The following is an 18819-nucleotide window of genomic DNA, read 5'->3' as shown; positions in this document are numbered from 1 at the left end:
GGATTGTCTGGTTAGCATGGGCGCGAGACTGTCCGCGTTCCGACGGGAGCCACGTCGTGCCCGAGCCTTACCCCCGTACCGTCGTCGTGCTCGCCGCCGGTGAGGGCAAGCGGATGAAGTCCTCGTTGCCCAAGGTCCTGCACCCGCTGCTCGGCCGGACGCTGGTGGGTCACGTCCTCAACGCCGCCGCCCCGCTGGATGCGGTACGCACCCTGGTGGTGGTGGGGCACGGTGCCGACCAGGTCCGGACCCACCTGGCCGGGATCGCCCCCGGGGCCACCGCGGTGCACCAGGCAGAACAGCACGGCACCGGGCACGCGGTGCGCATCGCGATGGAGGCCGCTCCCGAGGCGACCGGCACGGTGGTGGTGCTCAACGGCGACGTGCCGTTGCTGCGCCCCGAGACGGTCGGCGAACTGGTGGCGGCACACGAGAGCGAGGGTGCCGCAGCGACCGTGCTCGCGGCGGAGGTGCCGGACCCGGCCGGGCTCGGACGCATCGTGCGGGACGCGACGGGCCGGCTGGAGCAGATCGTCGAGCAGCGGGACGCCACTCCTGCCCAACTGGGGATCAGGGAGATCAACGCCGGCATCTACGCTTTCGACGCGATCCGGTTGCGCGACGTACTCGGCAAGTTGTCGACCGACAACGACCAGGGCGAAGAGTACCTCACCGATGTCTTCGAGCTGCTGGTCTCCGCTGGCGAACCGGTCGGTGTGCACCTGGCCGCCGACCACACCGAGACGCTCGGCTGCAACGACCGGGTGGAGTTGGCGGCGCTGCGCCGGTTGTTGCGGGACCGGGTCAACGAGCGGTGGATGCGGGCCGGCGTGAGTCTGCTCGACCCCGGGACCACCTGGATCGACGTGACGGTGGCGCTGGACCGCGACGCGGTGGTGGACCAGAACACGCAGCTACGGGGCGGTTCGGTGGTCGGCAGCGGCGCCGTGGTCGGGCCGGACGTGACTCTGGTCGACACGGTGGTGGGGCCGGGTGCGACGGTGCTGCGCAGCCACGCGGTCGGCGCCGAGGTGGGGCCGGGCGCCAGCGTGGGACCGTACGCGTACCTGCGCCCGGATGCCCGGTTGGCGGAGCGCGCGAAGGTGGGCACGTTCGTCGAGGTGAAGAACACCGAGATCGGTGCCGGCTCGAAGGTGCCGCACCTGACGTACGTCGGTGACGCGACGATCGGCGAACACAGCAACATCGGTGCGGCGTCGGTGTTCGTGAACTACGACGGTGTGCAGAAGCACCGGACGGTGATCGGCAGTCATGCCCGGACAGGTGCTGACAACATGTTCGTCGCGCCCGTCGAGGTGGGTGACGGGGCGTACACGGCGGCCGGTTCGGTGATCATCGAGAACGTGCCGGCAGGTGCGATGGGTGTGGCTCGGGCACGTCAGCGCAACATCGAGGGCTGGGTGCTCAAGCGGCGGGCAGGTACCGCTGCCGCCCAGGCGGCCGAGCGTGCGCAGGGTGCTTCGGCCGTCGTCCCCTCCGCAAGCGAAGGTGAGGAGATCCACGGCACCGCCGAGTCGGTGGGCGGTACGCATCGGGCGGGAGATACTGCAACCGAATAGTCCCCGGCCGACCACCACCGCAGGCCGGGTACCTCCTACCGAATACGGGAGCAGACGGGCCATGGGCAGCATCGTCGCCGAAAACCGCAAGAGCCTGATGCTCTTCTCCGGACGTGGTTTCCCAGAGTTGGCCAGGGAGATCGGTGAGGTGCTCGGCGTCGCGCCGACGCCAGCCGACGCGTACGAGTTCGCCAACGGCGAGATCTTCGTACGTTTCAAGGACTCGGTACGTGGTTCGGACGCCTTCGTGGTGCAGTCGGTCACGCACGGGGTCAACACGTGGGTCATGGAGACCCTGATCATGGTCGACGCGCTGAAGCGTGGTTCGGCCAAGCGGATCACGGTCGTCCTGCCGTTCTATCCGTACTCCCGGCAGGACAAGAAGCACCGCGGGCGGGAGCCGATCTCGGCGCGGCTGGTCGCTGACCTGCTCAAGACCGCCGGGGCGAACCGTATCCTCACCGTGGATCTGCACACGGCGCAGATCCAGGGATTCTTCGACGGGCCGGTGGACCACCTCTTCGCGATGGACATCCTGGCCGAGTACGTGGAGCGCAAGTACGCGGGCCGGCCGATGACCGTTGTCGCGCCGGACTCGGGTCGGGTGCGAGTGGCCGAGCGCTGGACGGATCGGCTGGGGGGTTGTCCGCTCGCGTTCATTCACAAGACCCGGGATCCGATGAAGCCGAACCAGGTGGTGGCGAACCGGGTGGTCGGTGAGGTCGAGGGCCGGGTGTGCCTGATCGTCGATGACATGATCGACACGGGCGGCACGATCTGCCGGGCGGCGGACATCCTGCAGGAGTCGGGGGCGGCGGACGTGATCGTGGCGTCGACCCATGCGTTGCTCTCCGATCCGGCGACGGAGCGGTTGAAGAACAGCCCGATCAGTGAGCTGGTGGTGACGAACACGCTTCCGTTGCCGCCGGAGAAGCAGCTCGACAAGATCACCGTGTTGTCGATCGCACCGCTGTTGGCCCGGGCGATCCGCGAGGTCTTCGACGACGGGTCGGTGACCACTCTGTTCGGTGGTTTGAGCTGAGCGCGGCTCGCCACTGAGTCGTCTGGCCGGTGCCGGTCCGGGTCCCAGGGCGGGTACGGGGACTGCCGGAAAGCCCGGAAACCGCTCGGGTAGACTGGTGCGGTTGCCACGGCGAGGGTGCCCTGCGGGCCGCTGAGAAGCGCCGCACGGAGGCACCGTGATCGACGCGGTGCTCCGGGCAGTCTTCTGACGCATGCGCCCCTGCGAGCCCCCCGCCCAGCACCGCCAGACGACAAGCTGCCGCAGCGAAGCATCAGGAGTTTCCCCGTGTCCGAGGTAAAGATCAGCGCCGAGCCCCGCACCGAGTTCGGCAAGGGTGGTGCCCGCCGTACCCGCCGGGCCGGCAAGGTGCCCGCCGTGCTGTACGGCCATGGCGAGAAGCCCAAGCACATCGCACTGCCGGCCCGCGAGTTCGCGGCGGCCATCCGGAACGGTGGCGCCAACCAGCTCCTGGTGCTCGACATCAGCGACGGTACCCAGGCGTTGGCGTTGCCGAAGTCGATCCAGCGGGACCCGGTCAAAGACACCTTCGAGCACGTCGACCTGCTGCTGGTGCGGCGGGGTGAGAAGGTCACCGTGGAGGTTCCGATCCAGCTCACGGGTGATGCCGCGCCGGGCACGCTCATCGTGCACGATCACGACACCCTCACGGTGACCGCCGACGCTACGAAGGTGCCGGATCACCTGGAGGCTTCCATCGAGGGTGCCGAGCCGGGCTCCCAGGTCACCGCCGCTGACGTGACGTTGCCGGCGGGTGTGGAGCTGGCCGCCGATCCGGAGCTGACGATCGCCACGGTCACTGCCGCGCCGACCGCCGAGCAGCTGGAGTCGACGTTGCCCGAGGCGGAGGAGGCCACCGAGGAGGCCGAGGCCGGAGCCGGCGAGGTCACCGAGGCGGCTGCCGGGGCGTCGGCCGCCGAGGGCGAGGCGGGCGCCGAGGGCCGCACCGAGGCCTGACAGTCTTTCTGTTCTGCGACAGGCGTCCCCGGTCCTCGGGGGCGCCTGTCGGCGTATCGGATGACCGGCGGCGCGGGTGGTGGTTCACCACCGGTGCGAGTGGGAGGGGCGGGCGGTGACGGACGAGGTAGGGCCGTGGCTCGTGGTGGGCCTGGGTAATCCGGGTCGGGAGTACGCGGGCAACCGGCACAATGTCGGGTTCATGGTCGCCGATCTGCTGGCTGGTCGGCTGGGCGGGAAGTTCGGCCGGCACCGACGGACGGTGGCGCAGGTCGCGGAGGGGCGGCTGGGGTTGGGCGGGCCGAAACTGGTGCTGACCAAGCCGCTCACCTTCATGAACCTGTCCGGTGGGCCGGTGGTGAGTCTGGCGCAGTTCTTCAAGGTGCCGCCGGGTCGGGTGATAGCGGTGCACGACGAGTTGGACATCGGTTACGGCCAGGTGCGGGTCAAGTGCGGCGGTGGCGAGGGCGGACACAACGGCCTGCGGTCGATGTCGAAGTCGTTGGGCACGAAGGACTACGTGCGGGTGCGGTTCGGTATCGGTCGGCCGCCGGGGCGGCAGGACCCGGCGGACTATGTGCTGTCGGATTTCGGCATGGCGGAGCGCAAGGAGTTGGACTTTCTGGTGGACCGGGCTGCGGACGTGGTGGAGTCCGTGGTCAGCCGGGGTGTGGAGGCGACCCAGAACCTCTACCACGGGAGCTAGCGCGGTGCCCGAGGTGTTCCCGTCGGCCGCCGTTTCGGCTCGGACGGCATTTTCGACAGGTGTGTCCCGGGTGCCCTGCGGCGGTCGGGCTCACCGGTGGCCCGGTAGTGTGCGGGGTCGGCGGTCGGGGCGGGGCCGGTCGCTTGGCGTACGCGGGATCGTGGCGACGGGAGCGGAAGCATGAACGGTCCACCGATGATCGACGGGGCGTTCGCGCGGTGGCTGGCGGATCGGGCCGGGCGGGCACTGCTGGACCTGCGGGCGGAGATGGGGTTCGCCGATGCCGGTGCGTTGAAGTCGGCGGGTGACAAGGTCTCGCACGACCTCATCCGTACCGAGTTGGCGAGGTGGCGTCCGGGTGACGCGGTGCTCTCCGAGGAGGACGAGGGTTCCCGGTTGGCGTGGGCGGCCGAGGTGAACGCCGGTGCCATTTCGCGGTTGACCGCCGACCGGGTCTGGATCATCGATCCGTTGGACGGTACCCGGGAGTTCAGCGAGCAGGGCCGCGCGGACTGGGCGGTTCACGTGGCGCTCTGGGCCCGTAACGCGACGACGTCGCATGGTCTGGTCGCTGGGGCGGTCGGGCTGCCGGCTCAGCATCGGGTGCTGGGTACGGACCTGCCGCCGGCCTATCCACCGATGACGCCGGAGGCGGCGACGGCGGGTGGTGCGGTGCGGTTGGCGGCGAGTCGTAGCCGGCCTCCGGCGTTCCTGACCGACCTCGCGGACGAGGTCGGGGCGCAGCTGGTGCCGATGGGCTCGGCCGGGGCGAAGATCGCCGCTGTGGTGACGGGTGAGGTGGACGCCTACATTCATGCCGGCGGGCAGTACGAGTGGGACTCGGCGGCACCGGTGGCTGTGGCAACGTCCACCGGTCTGCACGCTTCCCGGATCGACGGCTCTGCGCTGAAGTACAACGAGGCGGATCCGCGCCTGCCTGACCTGTTGGTGTGCCGCAAGGATCTCGCCAGCCGGTTACTTGCGGCGTTGCAGCGGCATTGCGGGTAGCCTGTCGCTACTTCCTGACATAGCCGACCGGAAAGGTCTGGAAAGCGGATGACCGAGCGAATCGAGCCGGTGCCATGACCAATGTCGCGTACCAGGTCACCCACCTCGACGCGCTGGAGGCGGAGAGCATCTTCGTGATGCGCGAGGTCGTTGCCGAGTTGGAGCGGCCGGTGCTGCTCTTCTCCGGTGGCAAGGACTCGATCGTCATGCTCCGGCTGGCGCAGAAGGCGTTCGCGCCGGGTCACATCCCGTTCCCGGTGATGCATGTCGACACGGGTCACAACTTCCCGGAGGTCCTCGACTACCGCGACCGGCGGGTGGCCGAGCTGAACCTTCAGCTGGTGGTGGCGAGCGTGCCGGAAGCCCTGGCCAGCGGCCTGGTCCGGGAGGCTGCGGACGGGACGCGCAACCGGATCCAGACACCTGTGCTGCTGGAGGCGGTGGAGAAGCACCGTTTCAACGCTCTGTTCGGCGGGGCGCGGCGGGACGAGGAGAAGGCTCGGGCGAAGGAACGGATGTTCAGTTTCCGTGACGAGTTCGGCCAGTGGGATCCGAAGAACCAGCGGCCGGAGCTGTGGGCGCTCTACAACGGTCGGCACCATCCGGGTGAGTCGATCCGGGTGTTCCCGCTGTCCAACTGGACCGAGTTGGACGTGTGGCACTACATCGCCCGGGAGCGGATCGAGTTGCCGTCGATCTACTACGCGCACGAGCGTGAGGTGGTCGAGCGCGACGGGATGCTCTACGCGGTGAACGAGTTCCTGCCGGCGCGGGCCGGTGAGGATCGGTTCAAGGCCCGGGTGCGGTACCGCACGGTCGGTGACGCGTCCTGCACGGCGGCGGTGCGCTCCGACGCGGACACGGTCGAGAAGGTCATCGATGAGGTCGCCGCCACCCGGATCACCGAGCGAGGCGCGACCAGGGGTGACGACCGGGTCAGCGAAGCCGCGATGGAGGACCGCAAGCGGGAGGGCTACTTCTGATGGGTACCGAGACTCTGGCCGCGGCTCCGGTCGCCGAGGGTCGGCCGATGGATCTGTTGCGGTTCGCCACGGCGGGCAGCGTGGACGACGGTAAGTCGACCCTCATCGGTCGGCTGCTCTACGACACGAAGTCACTGTTCACCGACCAGTTGGCGGCGGTCGAGGCGGTCAGCGCGGCCCGTGGCGACGAGTACACGAATCTGGCGCTGCTGACCGACGGGTTGCGGGCGGAGCGGGAGCAGGGCATCACCATCGACGTGGCGTACCGCTACTTCGCCACGCCTCGACGCAAGTTCATCATCGCGGACACTCCCGGGCACATCCAGTACACCCGGAACATGGTCACCGGCGCGTCCACCGCCGACCTGGCGCTGATCCTGGTGGACGCCCGCAAGGGTCTGGTGGAGCAGTCCCGCCGGCATGCCTTCCTGTGCTCACTGTTGCGGGTGCCGCATCTGGTGCTCTGCGTCAACAAGATGGATCTGGTGGACTTCTCGCAGGAAGTCTTCGATCGGATCGCTGACGAGTTCACGGCCTTCGCCGCGAAACTGGACGCGCCGGATCTGACGGTGGTGCCGATCTCCGCGTTGCGGGGCGACAACATCGTCACCCGTTCGGAGAACATGCCCTGGTACGACGGGCCGGCGTTGCTGCACCACCTGGAACGGGTGCACATCGCCAGCGACCGCAACCTGGTCGATGTCCGTTTCCCGGTGCAGTACGTGATCCGTCCGCAGTCGACCACCGTGACCGACTACCGGGGCTATGCCGGTCAGGTCGCGTCGGGGGTGCTCAAGCCGGGTGACGAGGTGATGGTGCTGCCTTCGGGCTTCACCAGCCGGATCGCCGCGGTGGAGACCGCCGACGGACCGGTCGCGGAGGCGTTCCCGCCGATGTCGGTGACGGTGCGCCTGGAGAACGAGATCGACATTTCGCGCGGGGACATGATCTGCCGGCCGAACAACGCGCCGGCGGTGGCGCAGGACATCGAGGCGATGGTCTGCTGGATGGACGAAACCCGTCCGTTGCAGGTTGGCGGCAGGTACGCGATCAAGCACACGACCCGCGCGGCGCGGGCGATCGTCCGGGGCCTGCACTACCGTCTCGACATCAACTCGCTGCACCGTGACGAGTCGGCGAGCGAACTGCGGCTCAACGAGATCGGTCGGGTCCGGCTGCGGACCACCGTCCCGCTGCTGGCCGACGAGTACCGCCGCAACCGCGCCACCGGTGGGTTCATCGTCATCGACGAGGCCACCAACCGCACGGTCGGCGCCGGCATGATCGTCGAGACGCCCTGACCGACCTACCCGGACCCAATTGGTTGATCAGGAAGTTCTGCCCGGGCCTCTGTTGGGGAAACGGAGAAGAACTTCCTGATCGACGGGTAGGGGTCAGTCGATTCGGGTGACGCCCGGGGAGGGTGTGGCGGTGAAGAAGGAGGGGGCGGCGAAGGCACGGTCGGTGTAGGCGGCGGCGACGGCCGCGCCCACCCGATCGGACCTGTCCGCTTCGACCAGGGCCAGTACACAGCCGCCGAAGCCACCGCCGGTCATCCGGGCACCGAGCGCCCCGGCGGCCAGCGCGGCATCGACTGCGGTGTCCACTTCGGGGACGGTGATGGCGAAGTCGTCCCGCATCGAGGCGTGCGACGCGGTGAGCAGCGGCCCGATCCGCCGAGCCTGCCCGGCGTTAAGCAGCGCGACGGTGTCGAGCACCCGCTGGTTCTCGGTGACCACGTGACGGACCCGGCGGCGGATCTCGCTGTCGGGGAGCCGGGTCAGCGTGTCGTCGAGGCCGGTGGCCGGGAGATCCCGGAGCGCGGTCACGCCGAGCAGGGCCGCTGCCTTCTCGCAGCTGGCCCGGCGGCCCGCGTACTCGCCGTCGGCGTGCCGGTGCGGGGCGCGGCTGTCGATCACCAGGACCGCGAGGCCGGCGCTGCCGAGGTCGAACGGGATGTGTTCGACCTGTCCGGTGCGGCAGTCGAGGAAGAGGGCGTGTCCGGTGCGGCAGCGGATCACCGCTGACTGGTCCATGATGCCGGTGGGTGCACCGACGTACTGGTTTTCGGCGCGCTGGGCCAGCCGGGGCTGCTTGTCGGTCGACAGTTCCAGCCCGCCCAGGTCGACGAGCGCGGTGAGCACGGCAGCCTCCAGCGCGGCGGAGGAGGAAAGCCCCGCGCCGAGCGGTACGTCGGAGGCGACGGCCAGCCGGGCGCCGGGCACGCCGAGCCCCGCTTCCCGCAACGCCCACACGACCCCGGCGACGTACGCGGCCCAGCCGGTCACCCGGCCGGGCCGGGAAACGTCGTCGGTGCCGAAGGTGACCGTCTCACCGGTGAGTTCGGAACGGACCGTCCAGTTGCCGGTCGGCTGTGGAGCGGCCGCGACGACGGTACGCAGCGGAAGTGCGAACGGCAGCACGAACCCGTCGTTGTAGTCGGTGTGTTCACCGATCAGGTTGACCCGTCCGGGCGCTGCCCAGCGGCCGGCGGGCGGCTGACCGTAGGTGTTTCGGAAGCAGGTGGTGGCACGCTCGGCCACGTTGTCGGCGGGGAAGGTCACCGGCGGTGCAGGACCTGTGTGCGGTAGAAGGTCCAGGCGTCGGTGACCATGTCGTGCAGGGTGGCCTTGCGGGGTTCCCAGCCGAGTTCGGTGCGGGCGAGCGCGGCGGAGGCGACGAGTTCGGCCGGATCACCTTCGCGGCGGGGCGCCACCTCGACTGGCACCGGGTGCCCGGTGACCTCGCGGACGACCTCGACGACCTGCCGGTTCGTGAAGCCGTTGCCGTTGCCGAGGTTGTAGATGCGGTGCTGCCCCCCGGTCGCCGCGTCCAGGGCGAGCAGGTGGGCGCGGGCCAGGTCGGAGACGTGGATGTAGTCGCGGACACAGGTGCCGTCGACGGTCGGATAGTCGTCACCGAAGAGCTGCAGCTTGTCGCGTCGTTCGGCGGCCACCTGCAACGCGATCGGGATGAGGTGGGTTTCGGGATCGTGCCGTTCGCCGAGGGTGACTTCACCGTCGAGGTGGGCACCGGCGACGTTGAAGTAGCGCAGCGAGACGGCGGCCAGGCCGTGCCCGATCGACTCCGAGGTGAGCGCCATGTCGACGGCGAGCTTCGTTGCTCCGTACGTGTTCGTGGGCGCCTTCACTGCGGTCTCCGGGATTGGCAGTTCGGTGGGGTTGCCGTAGACGGCGGCGGTGGAGGAGAACACCAGCCGTGGCACGCCGGCGGCCCGTACCGCGTCCATCAGCGCCAGGGTGCCGACGGTGTTGTTGTGCCAGTACCGCTCGGGGGAGACCACCGACTCGCCGGCGGCGATCAGCGCGGCGAGGTGCAGTACGCCGTCGAAGCCGGCCTGCGGGGTGAGCACCGTGGCCGCGTCGTGGATGTCTGCTTCGACGTGGACGGCGTCGGGGGCCAACGCGGCGCGGTGACCAGTGCGCAGGTCGTCCAGCACGACCACCTCGTGCCCGGCGTCGAGCAGCATTCGGGTGACCACGCTGCCGATGAAGCCGGCGCCGCCGGTGACGAGCAGTTTCACGTCGGTTCCTCCCGCCTGGCCGACCCGGGTCGCGGCCTCGTGATGGTCACCCTACGGCGGCTGGCTGTGTCTGCGCTTTGCCCCTGGACCGACGAAGCTGAGTGCGATCCACGCAAAGGTGAACAGCGTGGCCGTGTCGGTCGCGGGGTACAACTGGTTACCATCTGTGCATGCGGGCCTCGCGTCGGCGCGTACCCCGGCGGCCTGGCCATGACGTGCCCTGCCGTCAGCCAGGACCTCTGGCCCGAGCGGTCGCCCGGGTCGTGGTCCGGGCTGCCGACGGTGCCCTGCGGCTGGTCACCGACCTACTCGGTGCCGGCCCGACCGCCGGCCGGGAACGGATCAGTGAGGCGGAGCTGCGGGATCTGGTTGCCGCCAACACGGTCCTCGATCCGGTGGAGCGGCGCATCATCGACGACGTGCTGGTGGCAGGGGCGAGCCTGGTGCGCGAGGTGATGATGCCCCGTACCGAGGTGGTGTTCCTCTCCGCGACGTCGACGATCGCCGAGGCGGAACCGTTGGTGCGGGCTGGACCGCACACCCGCTATCCGGTGGTCGACGGCACCCACGACGACGTGATCGGCGTCGTGCACCTGCGTGACCTGGTGCTCGGGCCGGACCGGGAACCGGGCGCCACGGTCGGTGAGCTGGCCCGCGAGGTCAAGCGGCTGCCGGCGAGCAAGCGGGTGCTCGCCGCGTTGACCGAGATGCGGCGGGAAGGGCATCACCTGGCGGTGGTGATCGACGAGTACGGCGGCACCGCCGGGATCGTCACCTGCGAGGACCTGATCGAGGAGCTGGTCGGTGAGATCCATGACGAGTACGCCGACGACCCCGGGCCGGTGTACACCGGGCTGCCGGCGGTGGTGGACGGTCGGCTGAACCTCGCCGACTTCGTTGAGCGTACGGGTGTACCGCTGCTGACGGGCCCCTACGAGACGGTGGGCGGTTTCGTGATGGCCGCGCTGGGGCGGCTGCCGGTACCGGGCGACGAGGTGCCGGTTCCCGCCGAGTCGGCGACGCCGGCGGGTGGCTGGCTGCTGCGGGTGCTGACTCTGGAGGGTCGGCGGGTGTCCCGGCTGGCGGTCACCGTCGCGCGCCTGCCTGACCAGCGGCGCGGGGTGGTGTCGGTCGGTGAGCGGCCCGACCTGCCGGCCCGTCATGACGTACGTCCGGCTAGCTGACAGAATTGCCGGCATGTCCGACGTACCCGTCCGCCCCCGCGTCTTCTCCGGCATCCAGCCGACGGCCGACTCGTTCCATCTCGGCAACTACCTCGGGGCGGTGCGGCACTGGGTGGCGTTGCAGGAGTCGCACGACGCCTTCTACTGCGTGGTCGATCTGCACGCCATCACCGCAGGGCACGAGCCGAAGGTGCTGCGCCAGCGGTCCCGGGTGGCTGCCGCGCAGCTGCTCGCGGTGGGGCTGGACCCGGAACGCTGCACCCTGTTCGTGCAGTCCCAGGTGGCCGAGCACGCCCAGTTGGCGTGGCTGCTCGGCTGCATCACCGGTTTCGGCGAGGCCAGCCGGATGACCCAGTTCAAGGACAAGGCACAGAAGCAGGGCAACGAGCGGGCCAGCGTCGGCCTGTTCACGTATCCGATCCTGCAGGCCGCCGACATTCTGCTCTACCAGGCGAACGCCGTGCCGGTCGGTGAGGACCAGCGCCAGCACCTGGAGCTTTCCCGTGACCTGGCGCAGCGGTTCAACTCGCTGTTCGGCCAGACCTTCACGGTCCCGGCCCCGCACATCGTGAAAGCGACCGCGAAGATCACTGATCTTCAGGACCCGACCGCCAAGATGTCGAAGTCGTCCTCGTCGCCGGGTGGCATCGTCGACCTGCTCGAAGATTCGGCACGTTCGGCGAAGAAGATCCGGTCGGCGGTCACCGACACCGGGCGTGAGATCGTCTTCGACGAGGCGACGAAGCCGGGCATCTCCAACCTGCTCACCATCTTCTCGGCGTTGAGCGGGCGGGGCATCGACGACCTGGTGGCGGCGTACGACGGTAAGGGTTACGGCGATCTGAAGAAGGATCTCGCCGAGGTGGTCCGGGAGTTCGTCACCCCCATCCAGCAGCGCACCCGCTCGTATCTCGACGATCCCGCCCAGTTGGAAGAACTCCTCGCGACCGGCGCGGAGAAGGCCCGTGCCGTGGCGGCACCGACGTTGCGTACCGCGTACGAGCGGGTGGGTTTCTTTCCCCCGGTACGCGGTGAGTGACCACTCGATCGGCGGCGGCGGGCGGGTAGGGGTCGATGACCCGAGGGGTGGCGTGCAGCGTGGAGCAGGGGACCGGGGCGCTGACGGTCGGTGACAGCGTCGAGATCGGCATCGCGGTGGACATCCCGGAGCCGTGGGGCGGCCTGCTGACCCGGCGTCGGCGGGAGTCCGGTGACCCGAGCGTGGTGCCGGCCCACGTCACCCTGCTCGGGCCGACCGAGATCCCGGTTGCCGCGTTGCCGCCCGTGGAGCGGCACCTCGCCCGGGTCGCTGCCGCTCATCTGCCTTTCCGGCTGCATTTGCGCGGCACCGGCACTTTCCGGCCGGTAACCCAGGTGGTCTTCGTCGCGGTCGCCGCCGGCATCAGCGAGTGTGAACTGCTCGCCGCCGCGATCGGTGCCGCCCCGCAGCTACGCCGGGAACTACGGTTTCCTTACCATCCGCACGTGACGGTCGCGCAGGATGTCGCGCCGGAGGCGCTTGACAGGGCGTACGAGGACCTGGCGGACTTTTCCGCGATGTTCGAGGTGGACCATTTCACGCTCTTCTCGCACAGCGGGCAGGCTCGGTGGCAGCCACGCCGGGACTTCCAGCTCGGTGGGTGACCGTCCCGGCCGGCACGTCGGGTACGCCTGGTTCGTCGACGACGGATCGGTGGGGATGACACGGATCGTGAGGATGGCCGGGTGAACGTTCTGGGCCGGGTCGAGGCGGCCGTCGACCGCCGGCTGACCGCCGCACGTCGCCGTTCCCCGGCCTTCGGGCACCTGTGGCGCGCCGGGGTGCTCTACACCGACGTGCAGGGCGGCCGGCTGGCCGCAGCGATCGCCTACTACGGCTTCTTCGCGGTCTTCGCGCTGGCCCTGGTCGCGTACGCGATTTTCGGCGCGATCCTTGAGGACAACGACGAGGTGAGCGCGGCGGCGGCGGAGTTCCTCGGCGAGAACCTGCCGTTTCTCGATCCGGCCCAGGTCGCCGAGGGCAGCGGCACCGCCGGGCTGGTCGGTCTGTTGATCCTGGTGCTGACCGGTATCGGGTGGGTGGAGGCGATCCGTTCGTCGCAGCGGCTGATCCACGGGCTCAACCAGCATCCGGGGAATCTGGTCGTGCGCCGCCTGGTCGATCTGGGTGTCCTGGTGGTCGTGTTCGTCCTTCTCGGCCTGTCGGTGGCGGCGGTGGACGCGCTGGAATCGTTGCTGCGGTTCCTGTTGCGCAGTACCGGTTCGTTCGCGCTCACTACGGTCAGTGCACTGCTCAGTGTGCTCGTCAACGCGGTACTGGCCACGCTGCTGCTGGTGGCGGTCCCTCGGGTGCGGATGAGCCGGTCCCGACTGCGGCCGGTGGTGCTTGTCGTCGCGGTCGGCATCACTCTGCTCAACACCGTCGGGCGGTTCTGGGTGGGGCGGGTGGAGCACAATCCGGCGTACACGGTGGTGGCCACCGCCGTCGGGCTGCTGGTCTACCTCTACCTGCTCAACCAACTGGTGCTCTTCGGTGCCGCGCTGGCGGCGACGAGCCGGCGTGGGCGGGTGGTGGACCTGGCCGGTCGGCGCCCACCTGTCGACCCGGACGTGGACACCGGTCCTGGCACCCCGGGCGGGGCGGGCTGAGGCGTGCCGTCCGGCCCGCCGGCTGCGCGTTGCGTCGAACCCGCCCCCACCTGCCCGTAGACCGACGATGATGGGCTCGTGGGGGCACTCGTGACGTTGGACCTGCCAGCCGACTCGCCGATGCTGGGGCTGCCATGGATCATCACTTTCGGTCCGCTCGGCGACGACGAGTGGGAGCCGGTGGTGTGTGGCCCCTACGAACGACGGCACGCGTTGGCGTTGGCCGAGGCGGTGGTCGCCGAGGAACAACTGATGGCGGTGGTGGAACCGCTGGTGCCTGCGGTGTCGGTGGAGCAGATCGAGGGTGAGATCGCCGCGGCGCAGCTCGCCGCGCGGGACGAGGTGACGCGGGTGGACCAGGCTGACCTCTACGGCGACTACGAGGACACCATCGACGAGGAGGAACTGGCGGCGGGCGAGCACGACCGGGCTGCCGGCCCGCTGCCGGCACCGGATGCGGCTGAGCTACGAGCCGGATTCGCCCGGATCGCGGCCCAGCTCACCAGCGGCTGATCCCGCACCGGCACCACAGGGGTCGTGGCTGCGCCGCCCGAGGGCGCAGCGCACGCCGGAGGGCCGGGTCGACGATTCTCGCCGGTTCAGTTTCGTTCGAACCAGACCGCCGCGTCGCTGATGTTCACCACGCAGGTCAGCACGGTGTCGCCGGTTCGGCGGGTGAACGCGAGCACGCCGGGGCCGGAGTCCAGCCAGGTGATGGGGCCGAGACCGGCGAGCGCCGGCTGGGTGCGGCGGATCCGCAGCGCCGTGCGGTACAGCTCCAGGGTGGAGCCGGGGGTGCCGGTCTGCGCGGCCACGGACAGGGCACGCCAGGTGGTCGGGGCCGGCAGCCAGCTCAGTTCGCTGCCGACAGGTCCGAAGCCGTACGGCGTGAGTTCGCCGCTCCACGGCAGTGGCACCCGGCAGCCGTCCCGGCTTTCCCCGGTGCGTAGGAAGGCCGGATCCTGACGTAGCTCGTCGGGTAGGTCGAGCACCTCGGGCAGGCCCAGTTCCTCGCCCTGGTAGAGGTAGGCGCTGCCGGGCAGCGCGAGCATCAGCAGCGCTGCGGCCCGGGCCCGGCGCAGCCCGACCTCGCCGTCGCCGTAGCGGGTGACGTGCCGTGGCGGGTGGTGCTGCCGCTGGCCCGCCCGGCTGTGGCAGTGACCGCCTTCTACACCTTCCTCACCGCGTGGGGTGAGGTGGCGTACGCCTCGGCGTTCATCCAGACCGACGACAGGTTCACCCTGGCGTACGGGCTCCAGCAGTTCGTGCCGCAGTTCAATCCGCAGTGGGAGTACCTGACCGCTGCGGCAGTGCTGGTCACCCCTGCCGGCCGGGCTGGTCTTCTTCTTCGCCCAGAGGCACCTGGTCTCCGGTCTGACCGCCGGCGGTACGAAGGGCTGACCGGCCGGGCGCGGGTGGGCGCAGTCGGCAGCGCTACCCGCGTCGACGGCGCCGGTGCCGGTCGCCCACTCGCCGTGTTGGCCGGCTACGCGGTGGTCGGCCTGACGCTGGTGGCATCCCGAATCCACGGGGGTGCCTCTACTACGATGCGTCGTTGATAGGGCAGGATGGGTCGGGTGGAAGCACTTCGACTCATCCTTCTCTACGTTCATCTGATCGGGTTCGCCCTGCTGCTCGGCGGCGCGATCGCCCAGCATCTCAGTGGCAAGATCCGGATCAACGCCGCCATGCTGTGGGGTTCGGTCGTCCAGCTGCTGACCGGCATCGGCCTGAGCGCGCCGCTGCGCGACGGCGACGAGCCTGCACCGGCGAAGCTTGTGACGAAGCTGGTACTCGCCCTGCTCATCTTCGTGATGGTCTTCTTCTCCCGCAAGCGGGCCGAGGTCAACCGGGGGCACTTCCTCGCCATCGTCGGGTTGACCCTGGTCACCGCAGCCGTGGCGGTCTTCTGGCGCTAGTCGCCGATGACGCGGGTCGGCCGAGAAAAAGGTGTGGTTCCAGCACGCAACCCGCCCGCGTACCGGCACTCTGGGTGATGTGGTCCACCCAAGCATCACGTAGGGGTAACAGGCCTCCAACAGTCCTGCACGATTGTCGGTCGGCAGGTGGGCGCGGGCGTACGCTCTGCTCCCGTAACGTGGGACGCCGGCGGCAAGACGCAGGCCGGTTCAAGGGCGCCACCGCGTATCACGCGGTGTGCAATGGGAAGGAGACGTCTTGCGCTCGGTGCGTGGGATGCGGATCGCCTCGATGATCGCGGCGGGTGGGCTCGTGCTGAGCGCCGCCGCCTGTGGCGAGGCCCCGGATGAGGACAACAACGCCGGCTCCGGCGGCGAGCAGTACACCGCCTGCATGGTCACCGACGTGGGCGGCATCGACGACAAGTCGTTCAACGCCTCCGCCTGGAAGGGCCTGGAGAACGCCAAGGCGGAGAACAGCGACATCGACATCAAGTACGTCGCGTCCAAGGCCGAGGCGGACTACGAGCCGAACCTGACCCAGTACGTCAACCAGGACTGCGACTTCATCCTGGCCGTCGGTGGGCTGATGGGCGACGCGACCAAGAAGATCGCCGAGGCGAACCCGGACCAGCAGTTCGGCATCGTCGACGCGGACCCGGGCGTGACGAACGTCTACCCGATGCAGTTCGACACCGCCCAGGCCGCCTTCCTCGCCGGCTACGTCGCCGCCGGCATGAGCGAGAGCGGCAAGGTGGGCACCTACGGTGGCCTGAAGATCCCGCCGGTGACCATCTTCATGGACGGCTACGCCGACGGGGTCGCCTACTACAACGAGGCCAAGGGCACGGACGTCCAGGTCCTCGGGTGGAACAAGGAGACCCAGAACGGCTCGTTCACCAACGACTTCGTCAAGCAGGACGAGGGCAAGAAGGTCAGCGACGCGCTTGTCGCCCAGGGCGCGGACATCATCATGCCGGTGGCCGGTGGCGCCGGCCTCGGCACCACCGGTGCGGCTCAGGCCTCCGGCGGCAAGTACAACACCATCTGGGTGGACGTCGACGGTTGCGAGAGCACCCCGAACTGCCCGGCGATCATCACCACCGTGGTGAAGAACATCCCGGGCGCGGTGCAGGAGGCCGTCCTCAAGGCCGCTGGTGGCGAGCAGCTCCAGGCGGACCCGGGCTTCGTCGGCACCCTGGCCAACGACGGCGTCTCGATCGCCCCGTACCACGACTTCGACAGCAAGGTCCCGGCCGAGCTGAAGGCCGAGGTCGACAAGCTGAAGGCGGACATCGCCGCCGGCACCGTCACGGTCGAGTCGGCCGCGCAGCCGAAGTGACCCGTCGCCGGTAGCCCCGGTGGGACGATCACCGGAGGGACCGGCGAGCAGAGCACACACGATCCGGCCGCTGCGGCACGGGGGGAGACCCGCCGAGCCGCAGCGGCCGGTCCGCGCCACCGGTCCGGCCGACGCCGTGCCCACTCGTCGACAGCTACGCTGCACCATCGCTTCGCACGCCAGGAGGATGCGCTGAGACTCGAACTGCGCGGCATCACCAAGCGGTTCGGTGATCTGGTCGCCAACGACCACATCGACCTGACGGTGGAGCCTGGAGAGATCCACGCCCTGCTCGGCGAGAACGGCGCGGGCAAGTCGACCTTGATGAACGTGCTGTACGGGCTGTACCAGCCCGACGAGGGTGAGATCCTGGTCGACGGCAGGCCCCTGCGGCTGCGCGGCCCCTCCGACGCGATAACGGCCGGTATCGGCATGGTGCACCAGCACTTCATGCTGGTGCCCGTCTTCACCGTCACCGAGAACATCATGCTCGGCGCCGAGCGGGTGCGCGGCGGCATCGCCGGATTCCTGGACCGACGCCGCGCCCGCAGCGAGGTCGCCGAGGTCTCCCAGCGGTACAACCTGCGAGTCGACCCGGATGCGGTGATCGAGGACCTGCCGGTCGGCATCCAACAGCGGGTGGAGATCGTCAAGGCGCTGACCCGGGACGTGGACCTGCTCATCCTGGACGAGCCGACCGCCGTGCTCACCCCGCAGGAGACCGAGGAACTGCTCACCGTCATGCGGTCGCTGAAGGCCGCCGGCAAGTCGATCGTCTTCATCACCCACAAACTCGGCGAGGTGAAGGCGATCGCCGACCGGATCACGGTGATCCGGCGCGGCAAGACGGTGGGTACGGCCTCGCCGGAAGCCAGCCGGGACGAGTTGGCCGCCCTGATGGTCGGCCGCACTGTCCGGCTCACCGTGGACAAGGCCCCGGCCGCCCCGGGCGAACCCGTCCTGGAACTGTCCGGTCTGTTCGTCGACGACGACCGTCAGATCCGTGCCGTGGACGGCGTCGACCTGACCGTACGCGCGGGCGAGGTGCTCGGTGTCGCCGGGGTACAGGGCAACGGACAGACCGAACTGATCGAAGCCATCATGGGACTGCGTCCGGTGCTCGCCGGCACCGTCACCCTGGCCGGGCAGCGGATCGACGGCTGGTCGACCAAGAAGGTGCTCCGGGCTGGCGTCGGCTACGTGCCGGAGGACCGCAGCGTCGACGGTTTGGTCAAGGAGTTCACCGTCGCGGAGAACCTCGTCCTGGACATCTACGACCGACCACCGTTCGGACGGGGTCTGTCGTTGCGGCCGGACGAGATCACCCGGTCGGCGCGGGAACGGATCGAGCAGTTCGACGTACGCACGCCGTCGGCCGAGGCGCCGGTGGGCACCCTGTCCGGCGGCAACCAGCAGAAGGTGATCGTGGCCCGGGAACTGTCCCGGCCGTTGAAGCTCCTCATCGCCGCCCAGCCGACCCGTGGGGTGGATGTCGGCTCGATCGAGTTCATCCACAGCCGGGTCATCCACGAGCGGGACAACGACACCGCCGTACTCGTGGTATCCAGCGAACTCGACGAGGTGATCGGGCTGGCCGACCGGATCGCGGTGATGTACCGCGGGCGGATCATCGGCGTGGTCGGTCCGGACACACCGCGCGAGGAGATCGGCCTGCTGATGGCTGGCATCATCCCGGACGCGACCGGCGGCCCCCCGGATGCCGGATCCGTTCCCGACATCGGACCGACGGCCACCGTCGATGCCGACCCGGTCGCCGTCACCGATGCGGACACCGTTTCCGGATCGGGTGTTCCGGCGACCACCGACCGCGACGTCGCGGCCATCACCGACGGTGTGGCTCCGGCCGCCGAGGGCACCGGTAGCGAGGACGAGAAGGACCGATGA

17 protein-coding genes and 2 pseudogenes are annotated in these 18819 nt (G+C 69.4%); 16 read left to right on the top strand and 3 right to left on the bottom strand.

What is annotated here, in order from left to right; translation table 11 throughout:
• Positions 1-56: 56 nt before the first annotated feature.
• The 7 genes from glmU (at position 57) to cysN (ending at position 7577) form a co-directional block, all read left to right on the top strand.
• Complete coding sequence (gene glmU / locus HCA58_RS20520) at positions 57-1580, top strand: bifunctional UDP-N-acetylglucosamine diphosphorylase/glucosamine-1-phosphate N-acetyltransferase GlmU (RefSeq protein ID WP_169599467.1); 1524 nt, start codon at positions 57-59, stop codon at positions 1578-1580.
• 61 nt (positions 1581-1641) lie between these two features.
• Positions 1642-2622, top strand: a complete 981-nt coding sequence (locus tag HCA58_RS20515) for a ribose-phosphate diphosphokinase (protein ID WP_169599466.1) — start codon at positions 1642-1644, stop codon at positions 2620-2622.
• A 267-nt stretch (positions 2623-2889) separates the two neighbouring features.
• Positions 2890-3579 (top strand): 50S ribosomal protein L25/general stress protein Ctc, encoded by a 690-nt coding sequence (locus HCA58_RS20510; protein WP_169599465.1) that lies wholly within the window; start codon positions 2890-2892, stop codon positions 3577-3579.
• Between the two features lie 115 nt (positions 3580-3694).
• Positions 3695-4285 (top strand): aminoacyl-tRNA hydrolase, encoded by a 591-nt coding sequence (gene pth / locus HCA58_RS20505; RefSeq protein ID WP_169599464.1) that lies wholly within the window; start codon positions 3695-3697, stop codon positions 4283-4285.
• 180 nt (positions 4286-4465) lie between these two features.
• Positions 4466-5293 carry a 3'(2'),5'-bisphosphate nucleotidase CysQ gene (locus HCA58_RS20500; protein WP_169599463.1) on the top strand — a complete coding sequence of 276 codons (828 nt, stop codon included), beginning with the start codon at positions 4466-4468 and terminating at the stop codon, positions 5291-5293.
• Between the two features lie 74 nt (positions 5294-5367).
• Positions 5368-6276, top strand: a complete 909-nt coding sequence (gene cysD / locus HCA58_RS20495; RefSeq protein ID WP_169599462.1) for a sulfate adenylyltransferase subunit CysD — start codon at positions 5368-5370, stop codon at positions 6274-6276.
• Positions 6276-7577, top strand: coding sequence for a sulfate adenylyltransferase subunit CysN (gene cysN / locus HCA58_RS20490; RefSeq protein WP_169599461.1), 1302 nt, complete (start codon positions 6276-6278; stop codon positions 7575-7577). The genes cysD and cysN overlap by 1 nt, the downstream gene beginning before the upstream one ends.
• Before the next feature lie 93 nt (positions 7578-7670).
• Here cysN and galK read toward each other — a convergent pair whose 3' ends face one another.
• Positions 7671-8840, bottom strand: a complete 1170-nt coding sequence (gene galK / locus HCA58_RS20485) for a galactokinase (RefSeq protein WP_169599460.1) — start codon at positions 8838-8840, stop codon at positions 7671-7673.
• The gene (galE, locus tag HCA58_RS20480; protein ID WP_169599459.1) at positions 8837-9820 is read right to left on the bottom strand and encodes a UDP-glucose 4-epimerase GalE; all 984 of its coding nucleotides are present in this window, start codon (positions 9818-9820) and stop codon (positions 8837-8839) included. Before galE ends, galK begins: the two co-directional genes overlap by 4 nt.
• Before the next feature lie 170 nt (positions 9821-9990).
• Between galE and HCA58_RS20475 the strand changes: the two genes are divergently transcribed.
• From HCA58_RS20475 to HCA58_RS20455, 5 genes are all read left to right on the top strand, one after another.
• Positions 9991-11004 (top strand): hemolysin family protein, encoded by a 1014-nt coding sequence (locus HCA58_RS20475; protein ID WP_169599458.1) that lies wholly within the window; start codon positions 9991-9993, stop codon positions 11002-11004.
• Positions 11005-11017: 13 nt separating this feature from the next.
• Positions 11018-12043, top strand: coding sequence for a tryptophan--tRNA ligase (gene trpS, locus HCA58_RS20470; protein WP_169599457.1), 1026 nt, complete (start codon positions 11018-11020; stop codon positions 12041-12043).
• A gap of 35 nt (positions 12044-12078) precedes the next feature.
• Positions 12079-12648 carry a 2'-5' RNA ligase family protein gene (locus HCA58_RS20465; RefSeq protein ID WP_169599456.1) on the top strand — a complete coding sequence of 190 codons (570 nt, stop codon included), beginning with the start codon at positions 12079-12081 and terminating at the stop codon, positions 12646-12648.
• An 81-nt stretch (positions 12649-12729) separates the two neighbouring features.
• Entirely contained in the window at positions 12730-13653 is a 924-nt protein-coding gene (locus HCA58_RS20460; protein WP_169599455.1) for a YhjD/YihY/BrkB family envelope integrity protein, read from the top strand.
• Between the two features lie 78 nt (positions 13654-13731).
• Positions 13732-14166, top strand: a complete 435-nt coding sequence (locus HCA58_RS20455; protein ID WP_169599454.1) for a hypothetical protein — start codon at positions 13732-13734, stop codon at positions 14164-14166.
• A gap of 116 nt (positions 14167-14282) precedes the next feature.
• Here the strand turns inward: HCA58_RS20455 and HCA58_RS20450 are convergent.
• Positions 14283-14771 (bottom strand): annotated as a pseudogene (locus HCA58_RS20450) (alpha-amylase); the annotation flags it as partial.
• Between HCA58_RS20450 and HCA58_RS20445 the strand changes: the two are divergent.
• The 4 genes and pseudogenes from HCA58_RS20445 to HCA58_RS20430 form a co-directional block, all read left to right on the top strand.
• Positions 14772-15054 (top strand): annotated as a pseudogene (locus HCA58_RS20445) (ABC transporter permease subunit); the annotation flags it as partial.
• Positions 15055-15230: 176 nt separating this feature from the next.
• Entirely contained in the window at positions 15231-15572 is a 342-nt protein-coding gene (locus HCA58_RS20440) for a hypothetical protein (RefSeq protein WP_169599453.1), read from the top strand.
• A 277-nt stretch (positions 15573-15849) separates the two neighbouring features.
• A complete protein-coding gene (locus HCA58_RS20435) occupies positions 15850-16914 on the top strand; it encodes a BMP family ABC transporter substrate-binding protein (RefSeq protein ID WP_169599490.1) in 1065 nt (354 codons plus the stop codon).
• Positions 16915-17073: 159 nt separating this feature from the next.
• Positions 17074-18819: an ABC transporter ATP-binding protein gene (locus HCA58_RS20430; protein WP_346776060.1), complete on the top strand. Its 1746-nt coding sequence runs from the start codon at positions 17074-17076 to the stop codon at positions 18817-18819.

This window comes from Micromonospora sp. HNM0581, from assembly GCF_012726175.1.
Taxonomy (GTDB): domain Bacteria; phylum Actinomycetota; class Actinomycetes; order Mycobacteriales; family Micromonosporaceae; genus Micromonospora.
Note: the sequence above shows the minus strand (reverse complement) of the source record. Positions and strands in the feature narration are given on the sequence as shown.

What these genes read in the sequence shown, in the direction of transcription:
- HCA58_RS20515 (WP_169599466.1), top strand. Translation starts at nt 1,642, where the DNA reads ATGGGCAGCATCGTCGCCGAAAACCGCAAGAGCCTGATGCTCTTCTCC.
- HCA58_RS20500 (WP_169599463.1), top strand. Translation starts at nt 4,466, where the DNA reads ATGAACGGTCCACCGATGATCGACGGGGCGTTCGCGCGGTGGCTGGCG.
- cysD (WP_169599462.1), top strand. Translation starts at nt 5,368, where the DNA reads ATGACCAATGTCGCGTACCAGGTCACCCACCTCGACGCGCTGGAGGCG.
- cysN (WP_169599461.1), top strand. Translation starts at nt 6,276, where the DNA reads ATGGGTACCGAGACTCTGGCCGCGGCTCCGGTCGCCGAGGGTCGGCCG.
- HCA58_RS20475 (WP_169599458.1), top strand. Translation starts at nt 9,991, where the DNA reads ATGCGGGCCTCGCGTCGGCGCGTACCCCGGCGGCCTGGCCATGACGTG.
- trpS (WP_169599457.1), top strand. Translation starts at nt 11,018, where the DNA reads ATGTCCGACGTACCCGTCCGCCCCCGCGTCTTCTCCGGCATCCAGCCG.
- HCA58_RS20465 (WP_169599456.1), top strand. Translation starts at nt 12,079, where the DNA reads ATGACCCGAGGGGTGGCGTGCAGCGTGGAGCAGGGGACCGGGGCGCTG.
- HCA58_RS20435 (WP_169599490.1), top strand. Translation starts at nt 15,850, where the DNA reads ATGCGGATCGCCTCGATGATCGCGGCGGGTGGGCTCGTGCTGAGCGCC.